Below are 16,432 nucleotides of genomic sequence, written 5' to 3'. Positions count from 1 at the left end.
GCTACGGGTTCTGCTTAGGCGGTGGGCACCAGGAGGGCCACGGGGTAGTCCCGCAGGATCTCCCCCACGGCCACGGTGCCCGGACCGTGCGTGGACCCGGTCAGTTCATCGGCCATGGCCGCGGCGAGCTCGATTGTCGTGTCCTGCCATCCGCCGCGCTGCTCCAGGCCGCGGGGCAGCCGGGTGGCGAGCGTCAGCGCGCCCGGGGCTGCGGGAGTCCCGCGGTCAAAGGCGAGCAGGTGCGCAGCGGCGGCGCCCGTGGCTGTGACCGGGGTGTACCCGGTGAACAGCTCCGGCCGGTCCCGCCGCAGCCGCAGGGCCCGCGAGGTGACGAGGAGTTTCGCCGCCTCGTCCAGGAACGACCCCGGACGCTCACCGGCGTCGAGCGCGGCGAGGGCGCGCCGGCGGGCGCCGAAGTCGAACGGCCGCCGGTTGTCTGGATCGGTCAGCGAACGGTCCCAGAACTCGGTGCCCTGGTAGACGTCCGGCACCCCGGGCATGGTGAGCTGCACGAGCTTGGCGCCGAGGGAGTTGGCGGCCCCGTACGGCTCCAGCAGGGCCACGAGGGACTCCAGCTCGGCGGTCACCTCCGGCGTGTCGAAGGCGGCGTCGACGGCGGCTGAAAGTTCCGCCTCGAAGGCCTCGTCCGGATCGATCCAGTTGGTCGAGTTCCCGGCCTCCCGGGCGGCTTTTTGCGCGTAGGACTGCAACCGGTCGCGGTCTGCGGGCCAGACGCCCGCGATGGCCTGCCACAGCAGGTTGGCCAGCGGCCCGTCCGGCAGCGGCGCCAGCTTCTGCAGCCGCTGAAGGGATGCCTGCCATTCCGGTGCGAGCTCGGCAAGAACCGAGATCCGGGCGCGGGTGTCCTCGCTGCGCTTCGTGTCGTGGGTGCTGAGCGTGGTCATGGACAACGGCAACTCGGCCTGGCGCCGGGTCATCCGGGTGTGGAATTCCTCCGGCGTCACGGCGAACTCGGTGGGGTCGGCGCCGACTTCGGTCAGGGTACCCAGCCGGGTGTAGCGGAAGAACGCGGTGTCTTCCACGCCCTTGGCCATGACCATCCCGGACGTCTGCTGGAAGCGCATGCCCAGTTCGGCCTCCGCGTCGAGCAGCAGCGGCAGCAGCACGCCGACGGCGCCTTCGAGTTCGGGGCGGCGGCGGACCGCGAGTTCGCATGCCTCTTTCAGGACGTCCGCGCCCTCCGGAAGATAGCTGCGGTAGACCGGGAACGCGGCGATGATCTCGGACAGCGCGTCCGCCGCCGCGTCCTGGCCCAGCCCTGCCCCGGCAGGGACCAGCCGGGCCAGCCGGAGCATCTCCGAGTGCAGGATTCCGTCCGTGATCCGGCGTTTGGTGCCGCGGATCATGTCCTCGTAGTCGGCAGCGCCGCCGCGCAGTTCGGCGTCGAGCGCGTCAAGCGGGCCCTGGCCGGCGGCGTCGACGAACACCCGGTCCACAGCCGCGAGGGCGTCGTACCCGGTGGTGCCCTCGCACTCGAAGCCGGCCGGCAGGGCCTCGCCCGGTTCCAGGATCTTCTCGATCAGCAGGTAGCTGCCGCCCGTGGCCTCCCGCAGCCGGCGCAGGTATCCCTCCGGATCGGCCAGGCCGTCCGGGTGGTCGATCCGCAGGCCGTCGACGAGACCTTCCCGGAACCAGCGCACAACCTCCGCGTGGGCCTCATCGAAGACCTCGGGGAGCTCCACCCGGATCCCGGCCAGGCTGTTGACGGCAAAGAACCGGCGGTAGTTCAGATCCGTGTCGGCCCGGCGCCAGCCGATCAGTTCGTAGTGCTGCCGGTCGTGGACCTCGCGGGGATCGTCACCTTCGGTGTACGTGCCCTCGGCGAGCGGAAAGCGGTGATCGTAGTAGCGCAGTTCCCCGTCCTTGATTTCCAGCGCGTCGACGTCGGAGTCGTCCCCCAATACGGGGATCCGCACCCGGCCGCCGCCGAAGTCCCAGTCGACGTCGAACGCCTGCGCGTAGCGGGACTGCTGCCCCTCCTTCAGGAGGGACCACCACCACGGGTTCTGGGCCGGGGTCGCGACGCCGACGTGGTTGGGCACAATGTCGACCAGCACGCCCATGCCGGCCTCCCGCGCGGCCGCCGATGCCGCCAGCAGGCCGTCCGCGCCGCCCCGGTCTGGATCAATGGCGGAGGGATCGGTGACGTCGTAGCCGTGGTCCGAGCCACGCTCCGCCGTGAGGATCGGCGAGAGGTAGATCCAATCCACGCCCAGAGACTTCAGGTACGGCACGGTCTGCGCGGCGTCCTGCAGCGTAAACCCGGGCCGGATCTGCAGCCGGTACGTGGAGACGGGAGTTCTCATTTAGCTCGGCCCTTCGGCGTCTTCGGCTTCTCGGCCCCCGTCTTCTTCGAACCGGAGGCCTTCGCGGAGCCCTTGGAGGCGCCGGTTGCCGGGGCCTCCGGAGCCGACTCGCCCGGGGCCTCCGGAGCGGGGTCCGCCGGAGCCTCCGGAGCGGGGTCCGCCTTAGCTTCCGGTGCCGGGACCGCAGAATCGGCACCCGCCGAATCCTCGTGCTCGGCCATCGCGGCGAGGGAGGCGGCCGCGGAGTAGTCCACTTCCACCTCGGGGCCGGAGTGGGCCCGGAGTACCACCATCGACTTTGCCGCCAGCTTCAGCACGGACCCGGCTTTCAGCGGCGCCTCAGTGTCCGCCTGGTCCGCGGTGTCCACCAGCACGTCCCAGAACCGTGAGTATTCCTCGGCCGGCAAGGCGAAGTCCACGTCGTCGTCGTGGGCGTTGAAGCCGAGCAGGAAACTGTCGTCGGTGATCCGGCGTCCGCGGGAGTCCTGTTCCTGGATGCCGTGGCCGTTGTAGAACACACCGATGGTCCGGCCGAAGCCGCTGCCCCAGTCCTCCGGGAGCATTTCGGTGCCGTCCGTTTTCAGCCAGACGATGTCCGGCAGCTTCTCGCCCTCGCCGCGGCGCACCGGGCGGCCGTCGAAGAAGCGGCTGCGCCGGAAGGTCGGGTGGTCGTGCCGGATCTTGTTGACGACGGCGGTGAACTCCACCAGCGGCTGGTCCATCGCGTCCCAGTGGATCCAGCTCAGCTCGGAGTCCTGGCAGTAGGTGTTGTTGTTGCCCTGCTGGGTGCGGCCGAGCTCGTCACCGTGCAAGAGCATCGGGACGCCCTGCGAGAGCAGCAGAGTGGCGATGAAGTTGCGCTGCTGGCGGGCGCGGAGGGTCAGGACGTGGTCGTTGTCCGTGTCCCCTTCCTCGCCGCAGTTCCAGGAGCGGTTGTGGGATTCGCCGTCGTTGTTGCCCTCGCCGTTGGCGTCGTTGTGCTTCTCGTTATAGGACACGAGGTCGCGCATGGTGAAGCCGTCGTGCGCCGTGACGAAGTTGATCGAGGCCACCGGGCGCCGGGCGGAGCTTTCGTAGAGGTCCGCGGAGCCGGTCAGGCGGGATGCGAATTCGCCCAGGGTCGAGGGCTCGCCGCGCCAGAAGTCGCGGACCGTGTCGCGGTATTTGCCGTTCCACTCGGTCCACTGGGGCGGGAAGTTGCCCACCTGGTAGCCACCCGGGCCGATGTCCCACGGCTCTGCGATCAGTTTGACCTGGGAGACGATCGGGTCCTGCTGGATGAGTTCGAAGAAGGTGGACAGCTTGTCCACGTCGTAGAACTCGCGGGCCAGGGTGGAGGCGAGGTCGAAGCGGAAGCCGTCGACGTGCATTTCGGTCACCCAGTAGCGCAGGGAGTCCATCAGCAGCTGGAGGGAGTGCGGGTGCCGGACATTGAGAGAGTTGCCGGTGCCGGTGTAGTCCATGTAGTGCTTCAGGTCATCGTCCACCAGCCGGTAGTAGGCCTGGTTGTCGATGCCCTTGAAGGACAGCGTGGGGCCGAGGTGGTTGCCTTCAGCGGTGTGGTTGTACACCACGTCCAGGATCACTTCGATGCCGGCCTTGTGCAGCTCGCGGACCATGGCCTTGAATTCCTGCACCTGGTGTCCGACGTCGCCGGAGGAGCTGTAGGTGTTTTGCGGCGCGAAGAAGCCGATCGTGTTGTAGCCCCAGTAGTTGTTGAGGCCCTTCTCCTCGAGCGTGCCGTCGTTGACGAACTGGTGGACGGGCATGAGCTCGATCGCGGTGACGCCGAGCTTCTTCAGGTGCTCAATCACGGCCGGGTGCGACACGCCGGCATAGGTGCCGCGCTGCTCTTCGGGAATTTCCGGGTGGAGCTCGGTCAGGCCCTTGACGTGGGCCTCGTAGATGACCGACTGGTGGTAGGGGATCCGCAGCTGGCGGTCGCCGTCCCACTCGAAGAACGGGTTGATGACCACGCCGTGCATGGTGTGCGGCGCCGAGTCGCTGTCATTGCGCGAGTCGGGGTCGCCGAATTCGTAGGTGAAGAGCGCCGGGTCCCAGTCGATCTGGCCCTGGACGGCCTTGGCGTAGGGGTCCATCAGCAGCTTGTTGGGGTTGAAGCGGTTGCCGTTCTCCGGTTCGTACGGGCCGTGGACCCGGTAACCGTACTTCTGTCCGGGCTGGACCTGCGGCAGGTAACAGTGCCACACGTAGCCGTCCACCTCGGTCAGTTCGATCCGGGTCTCGGTCAGGTCGTCAGCAAGGAGGCACAGTTCCACCCGCTCGGCGCGCTCGCTGAACAGGGCAAAGTTGGTGCCAGTGCCGTCAAAGGTGGCTCCCAGCGGGTAAGCCGATCCGGGCCAGACTTCCATGTGTACTCCTCGTGCGGAACGAATATTCTCTAGACAGACTACTTGTAAGTAGGGTTAGTAATTGTTCGGGCGCTCGGAGCGCCCCTGTTTGTTACAGCTCCCGCATCACCTCCGGAACGGCACGGGCAATGGCCGTTGCGGTCACCGGGCCCCCGCGGGAAGCCCGGACCCCGGCGAGACCGTGGATACTGGCTGCCATCGCCGCGATCGCCGCCCATCTGGCGTCGGGGTCGATGTCATGTTCGCCGAAGCGCCCGACGTCGGCGCCCAGCTGGGCCGCCAGCGCCCCGATAACTCCGGCCAAGACGTCACCGCTGCCTGCCGTGGCGATCCAGGGCGTGCCCTCGGCCTGGCTGTAGAAGTCCTGGAAGGGCGAGGCCACAAGGGTCGTGGCGCCCTTGAGCAGGACGGTGGCTTCGGTCAGGCCCGCAGCCCGCCGCACGGCGCTAAGCGTGGATGCCTCGACGGCGGAACGGTCCATTGGAGCCCCGAGGCGCTGAAGCAATGCCGACAGCTCGCCAGCGTGGGGTGTCAGGATCACTTGCGGGGCCAGAACGTCCGGCAGGGCCGGCAACGCGCCGGCGTCGGCGACCATCGGCAGGCCCGAATCCGCGGCGTCACGGGCGCGCTGCAACTGCTGCTCATCGGAGTCGTCGAGTCCGGAGCCAACGAGCCAGGCCTGAACGTGCGTGTCGGCCACGGCGCCGGCGCTGCACACCACCTCGGGACAGGACCGGCGGACCAGGTCGGCGACGTCCGGCGGCCCAAGATAACGCACCATTCCGGCGCCGGCAGCCAGGGCGCCCTGGCAGGCCAGCACCGCGGCGCCGGGATAAGCGCCGGAACCTGCGACCACCCCAAGCACCCCCCTGGAGTACTTGTGCGCCCGCCGCTGCGGGCGTGGCAGGAGGGCGGACAGGTCCCGGGCCTCCAGCCGCCGCAGGGACGGCCATGGCAGCGCCTGCTCGATTCCGATCGGGACTACTCGGATGGTGCCCGCGAAGTCCGCGCCCGGGTCCGCAAGCAGGCCGGCCTTGGCGGCTCCGAAGGTCACCGTCATGTCGGCCGCCAGCACCGGCGCGTGCGACTCCCCCGTGTCCGCGTCGACGCCGCTGGGGATGTCGCAGGCCACCACCAAGGGGGAACGGGAGCCCGGCCGGGAGCGCCCCAGGGCCGCGACCAGCTCGGCGGCCGGTCCCCGCAACCCGCCCTGGGCTCCGGTCCCGAGGACTGCGTCGATCACGACGTCGGCGCCGCCGGCCAGCGCGGCGAGTCCGGCCACGTTGTCCCCGGTGAGGGCCACTGCATGGCCGCCGGCCTTCCGGAACGCCGCCAGCCCGGCGTCGTGGGCGGCGCCGGCGGTGAGCACCGCCGTCGTGCGCATGCCGCGGCGGGCCAGCAGCGCGGCGGCGAAGAGCCCGTCTCCGCCGTTGTTGCCCTTGCCCGCCAGCACGGCCACGCTGGAGCCGTACAGCCGTTGCCCGCGGCTCCGCAGTTCGCGGATCACGGCGTTGGCGAGGCCGTACGCGGCCCGCTGCATGAGAACAGCGCCCGCACCGGAGCCCAGGGTGTCGTCGAGAAATGGCTTTTCGGCCTCTCGCACTTGGGTTCCGGTGTAGGCGCTGATCATGGTTTCAGTCCATTCGCGGTCGCTGGGGAATGCCTGGCGCTGGGGCCGGTCCTGCCTGGACGGCCGTCTCAGCCTTCGGCGACAACCGTCGCGGTGGCGATCCCGCCGTCGTGGCTCATGGACAAGTGCCAGCGCTTGACGCCCTTGGACTCCGCCACGGCCAGCACGGTGCCTTTGACCTGGACGGTGGGGCCGTTCTGGTCCAGCCCGATCCAGCAGTCCTGCCAGTTCATGCCGGCCGGCGCCCCCAATACCTTGGCCACGGCCTCCTTCGCGGCAAACCGCGCGGCGAGGGACCGCGTGTTCAGTTCCCGCTCGGCGGGGACGAACAGCCTGTCGCGCAGCCCGGGGGTGCGCTCGAGCTGGCGCCCGAACCGCTCAATGTCTACGACGTCTACGCCTATGCCAACAATCATGGCGTTATTCTACGGTCACGCTCTTGGCCAGGTTGCGTGGCTGGTCCACGTCGTAACCCTTGGCCGAGGCGAGTGCGAGGGCGAAGATCTGCAGCGGAACCGTTGCGAGCAGCGGTGCCAGGAGCGTGGGGGTCTCCGGGATGTAGAAGACGTGCTCGGCGTACGCCTTGACGGCCTCGTCGCCTTCTTCGGCGATCACGATCGTCTTGGCGCCGCGGGCACGGACTTCCTGGATGTTGGAGACCACCTTGGAGTGCAGCGAGTCGCGGCCGCGCGGGGACGGGACCACCACGAAGACGGGCTGGCCTTCCTCGATCAGCGCGATCGGGCCGTGCTTGAGCTCTCCGGCGGCGAAGCCTTCGGCGTGGATGTACGCGAGCTCCTTGAGCTTCAGCGCGCCCTCCATCGCAACGGGGAAACCGACGTGGCGGCCCAGGAACAGCACGGACTTGGCGTCCGCCATGGACTGGCCGAGTTCCTTGATCTGGGCCTCGTTGTCGAGGATGCGCTGGATCTTGGCCGGGATCTTGCCCAGGTCGGCCAGAATGTCCTTGATCTCGCCCTGGAACTTGTTGCCGCGCAGCTGTGCCAAATAAAGGCCTAGCAGGTAGGCGGCCGTGATCTGTGCCAGGAACGCCTTGGTCGAGGCCACGGCGATCTCGGGTCCGGCGTGCGTGTAGAGCACAGCGTCCGATTCGCGCGGGATGGTGGACCCGTTGGTGTTGCAGATGGAGACCGTCTTGGCGCCCTGTTCCTTGGCGTAGCGGACCGCCATGAGGGTGTCCATGGTCTCGCCGGACTGGGAGATGGAGACAATCAGCGTGTTCTCGTCCACGATCGGATCCCGGTAGCGGAATTCGTGCGAGAGTTCGACCTCGGTGGGAATCCGGCACCAGTGCTCAATCGCGTATTTCGCCACCTGGCCGGCGTAGGCGGAGGTGCCGCACGCGAGGACGATGATCTTGTTGACGTTCTTGAGCAGCTGCGGATCAACACGGAGCTCATCAAGCGTCAGCTTGCCGTGGATGTCGGAGCGGCCCAGCAACGTCTGGAGCACGGCATCCGGCTGGTCATGGATTTCCTTTTCCATGAAGGACGGGAAGCCGCCCTTTTCGGCTGAGGCAGGGTCCCAGTTGACGTGGTATTCCTTGCCCTCGGCGGGGGCGCCGTAGAAGTCCGTGATTTCCACGGAGTCCGCGGTGATTGTGACGATCTGGTCCTGGCCGAGTTCCACGGCGCGCCGGGTGTAGTCGATGAAGCCGGAGACGTCGGAGCCGAGGAAGTTCTCGCCTTCGCCGAGGCCGACGACGAGCGGGGAGTTCCGACGGGCAGCGACCACCACGTCGGGCTGGTCGGCGTGGACGGCGAGGAGCGTGAACGCGCCTTCGAGCCGCTGGCAGGCAAGCTGCATGGCCCGGGTGAGGCCGCCGTTGCCTGCGTCACCGCCGAGCTGGTTACGGTAGATGTCCCCGAGCAGGGCAGCCGCCACTTCCGTGTCGGTCTCGGACTCGAAGGTGACGCCCTTGCGCTGGAGTTCGAGCTTGAGCTCGGCGAAGTTCTCGATGATGCCGTTGTGGATCAGGGCCAGCTTGCCGCCGTCGGACAGGTGCGGGTGCGCGTTCTGGTCCGTCGGGCCGCCGTGCGTCGCCCAGCGCGTGTGGCCGATTCCCGTGAGGGATTCCGGCAGCGGGCGGGTGTCCAGCTCCGCAATGAGGTTGCTCAGTTTGCCCGACTTCTTCCGGGAAGAAATGGTGCCGTCGGCCACTACTGCAATACCCGCGGAGTCGTAGCCGCGGTACTCCAGGCGCCGCAATCCTTCAAGGACAACGTCCAAGGCATTGTGTCCAGTATTTACCCGGCCATCTGAGTGGCCCACATATCCAACGATTCCACACATGGTCATAAGCCTAGCGGGTTTCCGGGTGGGAGGACGTGGGACGGCGGGGCGTGAAGCGCCCTGCGCGGGGCTGCGGAGGGCCGGCCCCGGCTCCCACCGGCCAGTCCATTTCGCTCTCGGCGTTGTGAAGGGCAGAATCTCTAGGGTGACTTTGCAACGCAATGAAGCGAACGGGGAAGGTGTCTCCCCTTTCGTGGAGCTGGACCGGCAGACCTGGTCCCGGCTCGCTGCCCAGATGGAGCAGCCCCTTAATGAAGAGGATGTGTTCCGCCTTCGCGGCCTCGGGGACCCCCTCGACATCAAGGAAGTGCGCGAGGTCTACCTGCCGCTGTCCCGGCTCCTGCACCTTTATGTGGAAGCCGCGGGCCAGCTTCACGCGGCCACCACCACCTTCCTCGGCGAAAGCACCCAGCGGACGCCGTTCGTGATCGGCGTGGCCGGTTCGGTGGCCGTGGGCAAGTCCACCATCGCCCGCGTCCTGCGCGAAATGCTCCGGCGCTGGCCCGGCACTCCCAATGTGGAGCTCATCACCACGGATGGATTCCTCTACCCGCTCGCCGAGCTCAAGCGCCGGCAACTGCTCGAGCGCAAGGGTTTTCCGGAGTCCTACGACCGCCGCGCTCTGCTGCGCTTCGTGAGCGAGATCAAGGGCGGGGCCGAGGAGGTCCGTGCCCCTTGGTATTCCCACGTCACCTATGACATCGTCCCCGGCAAGGAAGTGGTGGTGCGCCGCCCGGACGTGCTGATTGTCGAGGGACTGAACGTCCTGGCTCCGGCCCGGCCGCGGCAGGACGGCAGGCAGGGCCTGGCCCTGAGCGACTTCTTCGATTTCTCCATCTACGTCGACGCGAAGACCTCGTATATCGAGGAGTGGTACGTGGACCGGTTCCGCAAACTGCGGAGCACGGCCTTCGCCCAGCCGGAATCGTACTTCCACCGCTACGCAACACTCTCCGATGCCGAGGCCGAAGAGACCGCCCGCGAGATCTGGAAGCGCATCAACGAGCCCAACCTCGAGGAAAACGTCCTCCCGACCCGGGGCCGCGCGCAACTGGTCCTGACCAAGGACGCCGACCACTCCATCCGCCGGATGCTGCTGAGGAAGGTCTAGCACAGATGTGCTACGACGACGCTGACGGGACGGCGGGGCGGCAGGAGGCCGGCCGGGATTCGCCGAGCCGGCGGGCCTTCAGCCGCCTCCTGCTGGCGGGCACCGGTCTCGCGGCGCTGTCCGCCTGCACCCCGGCCCAGTCCTTCACACCGTCCGGCACGCCGGGTCCGACGCCGGGCTCGGGCAGCGCGACGCCGACCGCCGCCGCCGCGGCGACCTCGCCTCCGACAAGCGCGGCCCCGGCGCCCGGCGCAGATAGCACCCCTTCGGTGACGCAGGCGCCGTCAACGGCGTCGGCCATCCCGCCGTCGGCCAGGGCACACCCTCCTTCGGCCGCGGCACTCCCTCCATCGGCCACGGCGCCGGGGCCGCAGCATTCCCTCTCGGACCCCACCAGCCCGTGGGTGATCGTCAACAAGCACCGGCCGCTCTCCCCCGCCACGTTTGTGCCGCCGGACCTGGTCCGGCCGGCCGTCCGGTTAGCCACCTCTGGCGAGGCGGCGCTGCTGAACAGCACGACGGCGGCCGCGGCCGAAAAGATGTTCGCGGCCGCGGCCGCCGACGGCGTCATCATCACCCTGGCCAGCGGATACCGTTCGTTCACGACGCAGAGGGCCACCTACGGCAGCTACGTGAATTCCCGCGGCCAGGCGGAGGCCGACACCGCCTCGGCCCGACCCGGCTACTCAGAGCACCAGACGGGGTGGGCGTTCGACATCGGCGACGGCAGCGGGGCGGACGCGTTCACGCCCCAGTTCAAGGACCGTCCGGCGGCGATCTGGGCCAAGGCGAACGCCCACCGCTTCGGCTTCGTGGTCCGCTACCCGTGGATGCTGCACGAAATCACCGGCTATTTCTACGAGCCGTGGCATCTGCGCTTCGTCGGGAAAGAGGCGGCCGCGGACATGCGTGCCCGCGGCATCGGCACGCTCGAGCAGTACTTCGGCCTGGAAGCCGCCCCGGCCTACTTGTAGCGCGGGGCCGGCCAACCTGTAAGGCGGCGTCGGTCCGGTCGGAATTTCCCCATCTTTGCCACCACGACGCCGGGACACGCCGACGCAATCGGCGGACACGCCGTCGGACGCGGGCGTAGGTGGGGAAATTCGGCGGCGCCGGGCACAGCGAACCGCTGAGGGAGCCGCTTAGCCGGACGACTCGGGGACGAGCTCCAAAGCCAGTTCGGTCCGGACCACCTGCGCCAGGCGCTCCGCGACGCCCTGGGCGGTCTCGTGGTCTGCGGCCTCCACCATCACGCGCACCACCGGCTCGGTGCCGGAGGGACGCAGCAGGACGCGTCCGGTGTCGCCGAGTTCGGCTTCGGCAACGGACACCGCCTGCGCCACCACCGCGTCGCCCTTGACCCGGGTACGGTCGACGCCCTTGACGTTGATGAGGACCTGGGGCAGCTTGGTCATTACCGTAGACAGTTCCTTGAGCGGGCGCCCGGTGAGGGCCACCTGGGCTGCAATCTGCAGGCCGGTCAGGACGCCGTCGCCGGTGGTGGCGTAGTCGGCAAAGATTACGTGCCCCGACTGCTCGCCGCCCAGGCTGTAGCTGCCGTTGCGCATTTCCTCGAGGACGTAGCGGTCCCCCACGCCGGTTTCGCGCAGGCTGATCCCGGCGTCGCGCAGGGCGAGCTTCAGGCCGAGGTTGCTCATGACGGTGGCCACGAGGACATCGTCCTTGAGCTTTCCGGCGTCCTTGAGGGCCACGGCCAGGATGGCCATGATCTGGTCGCCGTCCACCTCGTTGCCTTCGTGGTCCACGGCGAGGCAGCGGTCGGCGTCGCCGTCGTGCGCGACGCCGAGGTCCGCCCCGTGGTCCAGGACGGCGCGCTTGAGCGGGCCGAGGTGCGTGGAGCCGACCCCTTCGTTGATGTTGAGCCCGTCCGGTTCGGCGCCAATGACGATCACGTTGGCGCCGGCGTCCTTGAACACCTGCGGGGAACAGCCGCTGGCCGCGCCGTGGGCGCAGTCGAGGACGACCTTCAGGCCGTCCAGGCGGTGCGGAAGCGTGCCGAGCAGGTGCACGATGTAGCGGTCCTCGGCGTCGGAGAAGCGCTGGATTCGTCCCACCTCACCGCCGACGGGCCGGAAAGGCTCCTTGGCGAGCTGCACTTCGATGGCATCCTCGACGTCGTCGGGCAGCTTCTGGCCGCCGCGGGCGAAGAATTTGATGCCGTTGTCCGGCGCGGGGTTGTGGGAGGCGGAGATCATGACGCCGAAGTCGGCGTTGAGGTCCGCCACGAGGTAGGCGGCGGCCGGGGTGGGCAGCACGCCGGCGTCGTAGACGTCGATTCCGGAGCTGGAGAGCCCCGCTTCCACGGCGGCCGCGAGGAACTCGCCGCTGGCCCGTGGGTCCCGTGCCACCACGGCGCGTGGCCGCTTCCCGGTCGTGTTGCGGTCATGGCCAAGTACGACGGCGGCGGCCTGGGCCAGCTGCAACGCGAGCTCGGCGGTCAGCAACCCGTTCGCCAGGCCCCGGACTCCATCGGTTCCAAATAATCTAGACATCGGACCAAGTTTAGTCGATGGCCGGGGCAAGTCCGGCTTAAACGGCGAAGGCCCGCCCCGCCAAGTGGCGGGACGGGCCTTTGAAGAGGCGCTTTGGGCGCCCGGAAGCTAAATTAACGCTTCGAGTACTGCTGAGCCTTGCGGGCCTTCTTGAGACCGGCCTTCTTGCGCTCGATGACGCGAGCGTCGCGGCGCAGGTAACCGGCCTTCTTCAGGGTGGCGCGGTTGTTCTCGGTGTCGATCTCGTTCAGCGAACGGGCGATGCCGAGGCGCAGGGCACCGGCCTGGCCGGAGATGCCGCCACCGTGGATGCGGGCGATGACGTCGTAGGCGCCGTCAAGATCGAGGATCTTGAAGGGCTCGTTGACGTCCTGCTGGTGCAGCTTGTTCGGGAAGTAGTTCGCCAGCTCGCGGCCGTTGATGGTCCACTTGCCGGAGCCCGGCACAACGCGAACGCGTGCAACGGCTTCCTTACGACGGCCAACTGCAGCGCCGGCAACGGTCAGCGCCGGGCGTTCCTTCTTCGGCGCAGCTGCTTCCGCAGCACCGCTCTCCGAGGTGTAGCTGGTCAGGTTTTCCTCAGCCTCGACGGCTTCGGTGGTCAGTTCTTCGTTCTGAGCCACGATTCTCCTTGATAAAAAGTTGGTTGGTGGCCAGGACTACTGGGCGACCTGGGTGATTTCGAAAGTCTTGGGCTGCTGGGCGGCGTGGGGGTGCTCTGCACCGCGGTACACCTTCAGCTTGCCCAGCTGCTGTGCAGCGAGGGAGTTCTTCGGGAGCATGCCCTTGATGGCCTTCTCCACGGCGCGAACCGGGTTGGACTCAAGCAGCTCCGCGTAGTTGACGGAGGTCAGGCCGCCCGGGTAGCCGGAGTGGCGGTATGCGCGCTTCTGCTCCAGCTTGGCGCCGGTGAGGGCAACCTTTTCAGCGTTGATGATGATGACGAAGTCGCCCATGTCCATGTGGGACGCAAAGGTGGCCTTGTGCTTGCCGCGCAGCAGGATTGCGGTCTGGCTCGCGAGACGACCAAGGACAACGTCGGTGGCGTCAATGACGTGCCACTGGCGGTTGATATCGCCGGGCTTCGGGGTGTACGTACGCACGGTGTTTGCCTCGTTCTTGTTCTGGCGTTCTTGTTTTAGGCGTCACTCTTACGGTGCACCTACTATCTATGCGCTACCGGAACAGAGGTGAGGGCTCCATGTAACCAGTCATCCTGAGGTCTCGAATGTGCACGTTGAGTAGCTATCCTGCAACCGGATTCTCAAGCGGGCACGCACCATCGAGATAGGACACGCACAACGACTACCAAGAATAGCCGACGGCGGCCTCTTGGGTCAAAATAGGGTGTCCGGATGCATCCCGTCTGCTCTTTTTCGCAGACTGCCCCGTGCCGGCCCGTCGCATCCCTGGAGGAACCGTGTCCGATCCCGCCGCCGCCGGCTCCGTCTCACTGCTGCTTGCCCAGCCGTTGGCACAGCCATTTGCACAGCCGACCGGAGCGCTCACCGGGGTCCTGTTCATAGCCGGCGTCGCTCTCACCGGCGCATGCTTGTCCCTGTTGGCCGAGCTCCTCATCCGGCGCACGCTCCCCCGCCTGGGCGGACGCGTGACGGTACGCATGAGACTTACGACGGCGGCGGCCACCTTTACTCTGTCCGCACTGCTGGCCTGGCGGCTCGGCATCTCCCCTGAGCTTCCGGCCTACGTCCTGCTGGCTGTGGCCGGCGTCCAGCTGGCCCGGATCGACTTGCAGCACCACCTTTTGCCCAACCGGATGGTCCTGCCCCTATTGGGGGCCGGAATTGTGCTGCTCGGGATAGCCTCTGTGGCTTCCGGCGAGGCCGGAAACCTCCTGCGAGGGGTGGCCGGGGCCCTAATTTTGTTCGTTTTGTACCTTTTTCTTGCCCTGACCAGCCGAAACGGTCTCGGAATGGGCGATGTGAAGCTCGCAGCACCACTTGGCTTGTACTTGGGTTACCTAGGCTGGTCCCACTTGTTCTACGGCGGGGCCTTGGGATTCGTCGCCGGCGGCGTTGCCTCCGCGCTTCTGGTCCTCAAAAACCGCGGAAACAAGCCGAAGGAAGTGCCCTACGGGCCCTCAATGCTGGCCGCCGGCCTGGCAATCATCCTGCTGCTCCCCTAAGTAGCAGCAGGCCCCACACGTGCGGGCTTTAAGTAAGCCGGCTTATCAAACCAAGTAATCGGGACCCAGCCCTACTTGAAAACTGAGTACACCCCCTTTGCGGGCGAGTGGTACCCATATTTTCCTTCTAAAAAGTCGAGTATCGAACATCATTGCCGCGCCGATTGCGCCCGTGCAAATGTTGTCCCAACGAAGCTCCAGCAAATAGGCAATCGGGGATTTGCTGGAGATTCGTTCACTACTCAATCTCTGGAAAAGGAAAAACTAAAATGACTGGTCTCATGGTCTCAATGCTCGCTTTTGTTGCCGGCGTCAAGGAAAAGCTCACCTCCGAAAAGGGTGCGACCGCGACGGAATACTCGCTGCTCGTGGCCTTTATCGCCTTCGGCATCATCCTGGGTGTCACAGCCTTCGGAAACGAACTGAACACCTGGTTCAACGACCTCGGCACCACCGTGAAGGGCTGGAAGAACTAGACACGGCGTCAAAGCACAACAACAGGTCTCAGCAACACCCAATGTGCCGCGTCCGTGTCTCGCGGACGCGGCACATTTTTCTTAATCATCCAGCTGCATCTATCCCTGGGGGGATCCCATGAAGCGCAGCAGTCCACCGTCGCCCCGGTCTCGGGCGCAGGGCCGGCAGCGCGGCGCGGCAGCCGTCGAGTTCGCCCTCGTTCTACCCATCCTGCTCGCCCTGGTCGGCGGGATCATCGAATTTTCGTACATCTACAACCTTCAGATTTCCGTCACGCAGGCCGCCCGCGAGGCGGCACGGACCATGGCGATCAAGAACGACGTGGGTCTTGCAAAAGCCGCCGCAATTGCCGGCGCTCCTGGATTGACGGCAGGAAACTTCGGGTTCGCCTTCTCCGGCGCCTGCGCGAAGGATTTGAACGCAACCGTGACTGTCACTTACAAGGCCGGCGGCATGACCGGCATGTTCGGTGACCTCTACACCCTCACCGGCGTAGGAGCAATGCGATGCGGAGGCTAATCGCGCGAGACGACCAGGAGCGCGGCGCCACCGCCGTCTTCGTTGCCGTCATGATGGTGGTCCTTCTCGGTGCCGGCGCGATGGCCGTGGACGTGGGCCAGATCTACGCCGAACGGGCTCAACTGCAGAACGCCGCGGACGCGGGGGCACTCGCCGTCGCCCAGCAGTGTCATCGCACTCCTGCCGCATGCTCTGCAAATGCACTCCTCTGGGCGAAGGAGCTCACAGGCGGCAATTCCAACGATGGTGCCACCGATATCGAGTCTGTGAAGGTGGATCTGGCGAACAGCCAGGTCACGGTAGTCACCACCACCCGCAGCGGCTCGAACGCCTTTCTCACCAAAATGTTTGCCAGCGCGCTCAATGCGCCGCCCGTCACGGTAGGGGCGCATGCGACAGCCTCCATGGCACCACCCTCAGGTGGCTCCAGTTTCCCGTTGGCAATTTCGAACAACTGCTACAACCTCTCGACCGCAGACACCGGCCAGGTGCAGAAGATCTCCTACAAGCCTGGCGGAACCTGCACGGGTCCTTCCGGAACACAGATCCCGGGCGGCTGGGGCTGGCTGGACCAGGACTCCCCCTGCGTTGCGATCACGGAACTTGGCAGCAATCTGGTCGGATCCGATCCGGGCAACAACCCGCCCTCTGGATGCTCCAAAATTCTCGAGGGCTGGGCCGACACAATCACCGGCGGCGGCGAAGTCCATGTCGCGTTCCCTGTCTTCGACGACGCCACCAACAAGGGTCAGAACGGCTCCTTCCACATCATCGGCTACGCCACCTTCAAGATCTGGGGCTGGAAGTTCGGCAACAACCACGAGTACGAATTTCGCAACACAAAGAACGATCCCGGAATGACGGCCGACCTCGCATGCAAAGACGGCAACGACCGCTGCCTTATCGGCCAATTCATCAAGTTCGAATCCATCGACTCCTGGACGGGGGCAGGTGGTGGCACAGGAGCAAATCTTGGAACGGCGGATATCAAGCTAATCAAATAGACAATTTCTAAGGGGATATC

The 16,432-nt window shown here is 66.7% G+C and carries 15 protein-coding genes; 6 read left to right on the top strand and 9 right to left on the bottom strand.

The annotated features are described in order from the left end of the window. Positions 1–14: 14 nt before the first annotated feature. From treY to glmS, 5 genes are all read right to left on the bottom strand, one after another. The gene (treY, locus tag C566_RS0107525; RefSeq protein WP_018773716.1) at positions 15–2,327 is read right to left on the bottom strand and encodes a malto-oligosyltrehalose synthase; all 2,313 of its coding nucleotides are present in this window, start codon (positions 2,325–2,327) and stop codon (positions 15–17) included. Beyond that, positions 2,324–4,699, bottom strand: coding sequence for a glycogen debranching protein GlgX (gene glgX / locus C566_RS0107520; RefSeq protein ID WP_018773715.1), 2,376 nt, complete (start codon positions 4,697–4,699; stop codon positions 2,324–2,326). Before glgX ends, treY begins: the two co-directional genes overlap by 4 nt. A gap of 91 nt (positions 4,700–4,790) precedes the next feature. Further along, positions 4,791–6,329: an NAD(P)H-hydrate epimerase gene (locus C566_RS0107515; RefSeq protein WP_018773714.1), complete on the bottom strand. Its 1,539-nt coding sequence runs from the start codon at positions 6,327–6,329 to the stop codon at positions 4,791–4,793. 68 nt (positions 6,330–6,397) lie between these two features. Continuing rightward, positions 6,398–6,745 carry a holo-ACP synthase gene (locus C566_RS0107510; protein ID WP_018773713.1) on the bottom strand — a complete coding sequence of 116 codons (348 nt, stop codon included), beginning with the start codon at positions 6,743–6,745 and terminating at the stop codon, positions 6,398–6,400. A 4-nt stretch (positions 6,746–6,749) separates the two neighbouring features. Then, complete coding sequence (gene glmS / locus C566_RS0107505; RefSeq protein WP_026266485.1) at positions 6,750–8,642, bottom strand: glutamine--fructose-6-phosphate transaminase (isomerizing); 1,893 nt, start codon at positions 8,640–8,642, stop codon at positions 6,750–6,752. Between the two features lie 145 nt (positions 8,643–8,787). Between glmS and coaA the strand changes: the two genes are divergently transcribed. Then, positions 8,788–9,753, top strand: a complete 966-nt coding sequence (gene coaA / locus C566_RS0107500) for a type I pantothenate kinase (RefSeq protein WP_026266484.1) — start codon at positions 8,788–8,790, stop codon at positions 9,751–9,753. A gap of 10 nt (positions 9,754–9,763) precedes the next feature. On the opposite strand, the gene C566_RS23440 is transcribed toward coaA, so the two are convergent. Beyond that, entirely contained in the window at positions 9,764–10,168 is a 405-nt protein-coding gene (locus tag C566_RS23440; RefSeq protein ID WP_442852617.1) for a hypothetical protein, read from the bottom strand. Here C566_RS23440 and C566_RS23435 point away from each other — a divergent pair. Then, complete coding sequence (locus tag C566_RS23435) at positions 10,158–10,727, top strand: M15 family metallopeptidase (protein ID WP_018773709.1); 570 nt, start codon at positions 10,158–10,160, stop codon at positions 10,725–10,727. The genes C566_RS23440 and C566_RS23435 overlap by 11 nt on opposite strands. A 168-nt stretch (positions 10,728–10,895) precedes the next feature. On the opposite strand, the gene glmM is transcribed toward C566_RS23435, so the two are convergent. The 3 genes from glmM to rplM all read right to left on the bottom strand — a co-directional run bounded on the left by glmM (position 10,896) and on the right by rplM (position 13,369). Then, positions 10,896–12,266 (bottom strand): phosphoglucosamine mutase, encoded by a 1,371-nt coding sequence (glmM, locus tag C566_RS0107485; RefSeq protein ID WP_026266483.1) that lies wholly within the window; start codon positions 12,264–12,266, stop codon positions 10,896–10,898. Positions 12,267–12,379: 113 nt separating this feature from the next. Beyond that, a complete protein-coding gene (gene rpsI, locus C566_RS0107480) occupies positions 12,380–12,889 on the bottom strand; it encodes a 30S ribosomal protein S9 (protein ID WP_018773707.1) in 510 nt (169 codons plus the stop codon). Positions 12,890–12,925: 36 nt separating this feature from the next. Then, positions 12,926–13,369 (bottom strand): 50S ribosomal protein L13, encoded by a 444-nt coding sequence (rplM, locus tag C566_RS0107475; RefSeq protein ID WP_015937805.1) that lies wholly within the window; start codon positions 13,367–13,369, stop codon positions 12,926–12,928. Positions 13,370–13,686: 317 nt separating this feature from the next. Between rplM and C566_RS0107470 the strand changes: the two genes are divergently transcribed. The 4 genes from C566_RS0107470 (at position 13,687) to C566_RS0107455 (ending at position 16,412) form a co-directional block, all read left to right on the top strand. Beyond that, on the top strand, positions 13,687–14,412 hold the full coding sequence (locus C566_RS0107470) for a prepilin peptidase (protein WP_018773706.1): 726 nt from the start codon (positions 13,687–13,689) through the stop codon (positions 14,410–14,412). 269 nt (positions 14,413–14,681) lie between these two features. Then, on the top strand, positions 14,682–14,888 hold the full coding sequence (locus C566_RS0107465; RefSeq protein WP_043466379.1) for a Flp family type IVb pilin: 207 nt from the start codon (positions 14,682–14,684) through the stop codon (positions 14,886–14,888). 118 nt (positions 14,889–15,006) lie between these two features. Next, the gene (locus C566_RS0107460) at positions 15,007–15,408 is read left to right on the top strand and encodes a TadE/TadG family type IV pilus assembly protein (protein WP_018773704.1); all 402 of its coding nucleotides are present in this window, start codon (positions 15,007–15,009) and stop codon (positions 15,406–15,408) included. Continuing rightward, positions 15,396–16,412, top strand: coding sequence for a pilus assembly protein TadG-related protein (locus tag C566_RS0107455; RefSeq protein ID WP_018773703.1), 1,017 nt, complete (start codon positions 15,396–15,398; stop codon positions 16,410–16,412). The genes C566_RS0107460 and C566_RS0107455 overlap by 13 nt, the downstream gene beginning before the upstream one ends. Positions 16,413–16,432: the final 20 nt, after the last annotated feature.

The organism is Arthrobacter sp. 131MFCol6.1 (assembly GCF_000374925.1).
GTDB lineage: Bacteria > Actinomycetota > Actinomycetes > Actinomycetales > Micrococcaceae > Arthrobacter.
This window is presented reverse-complemented; position numbering and strand designations above follow the sequence as displayed.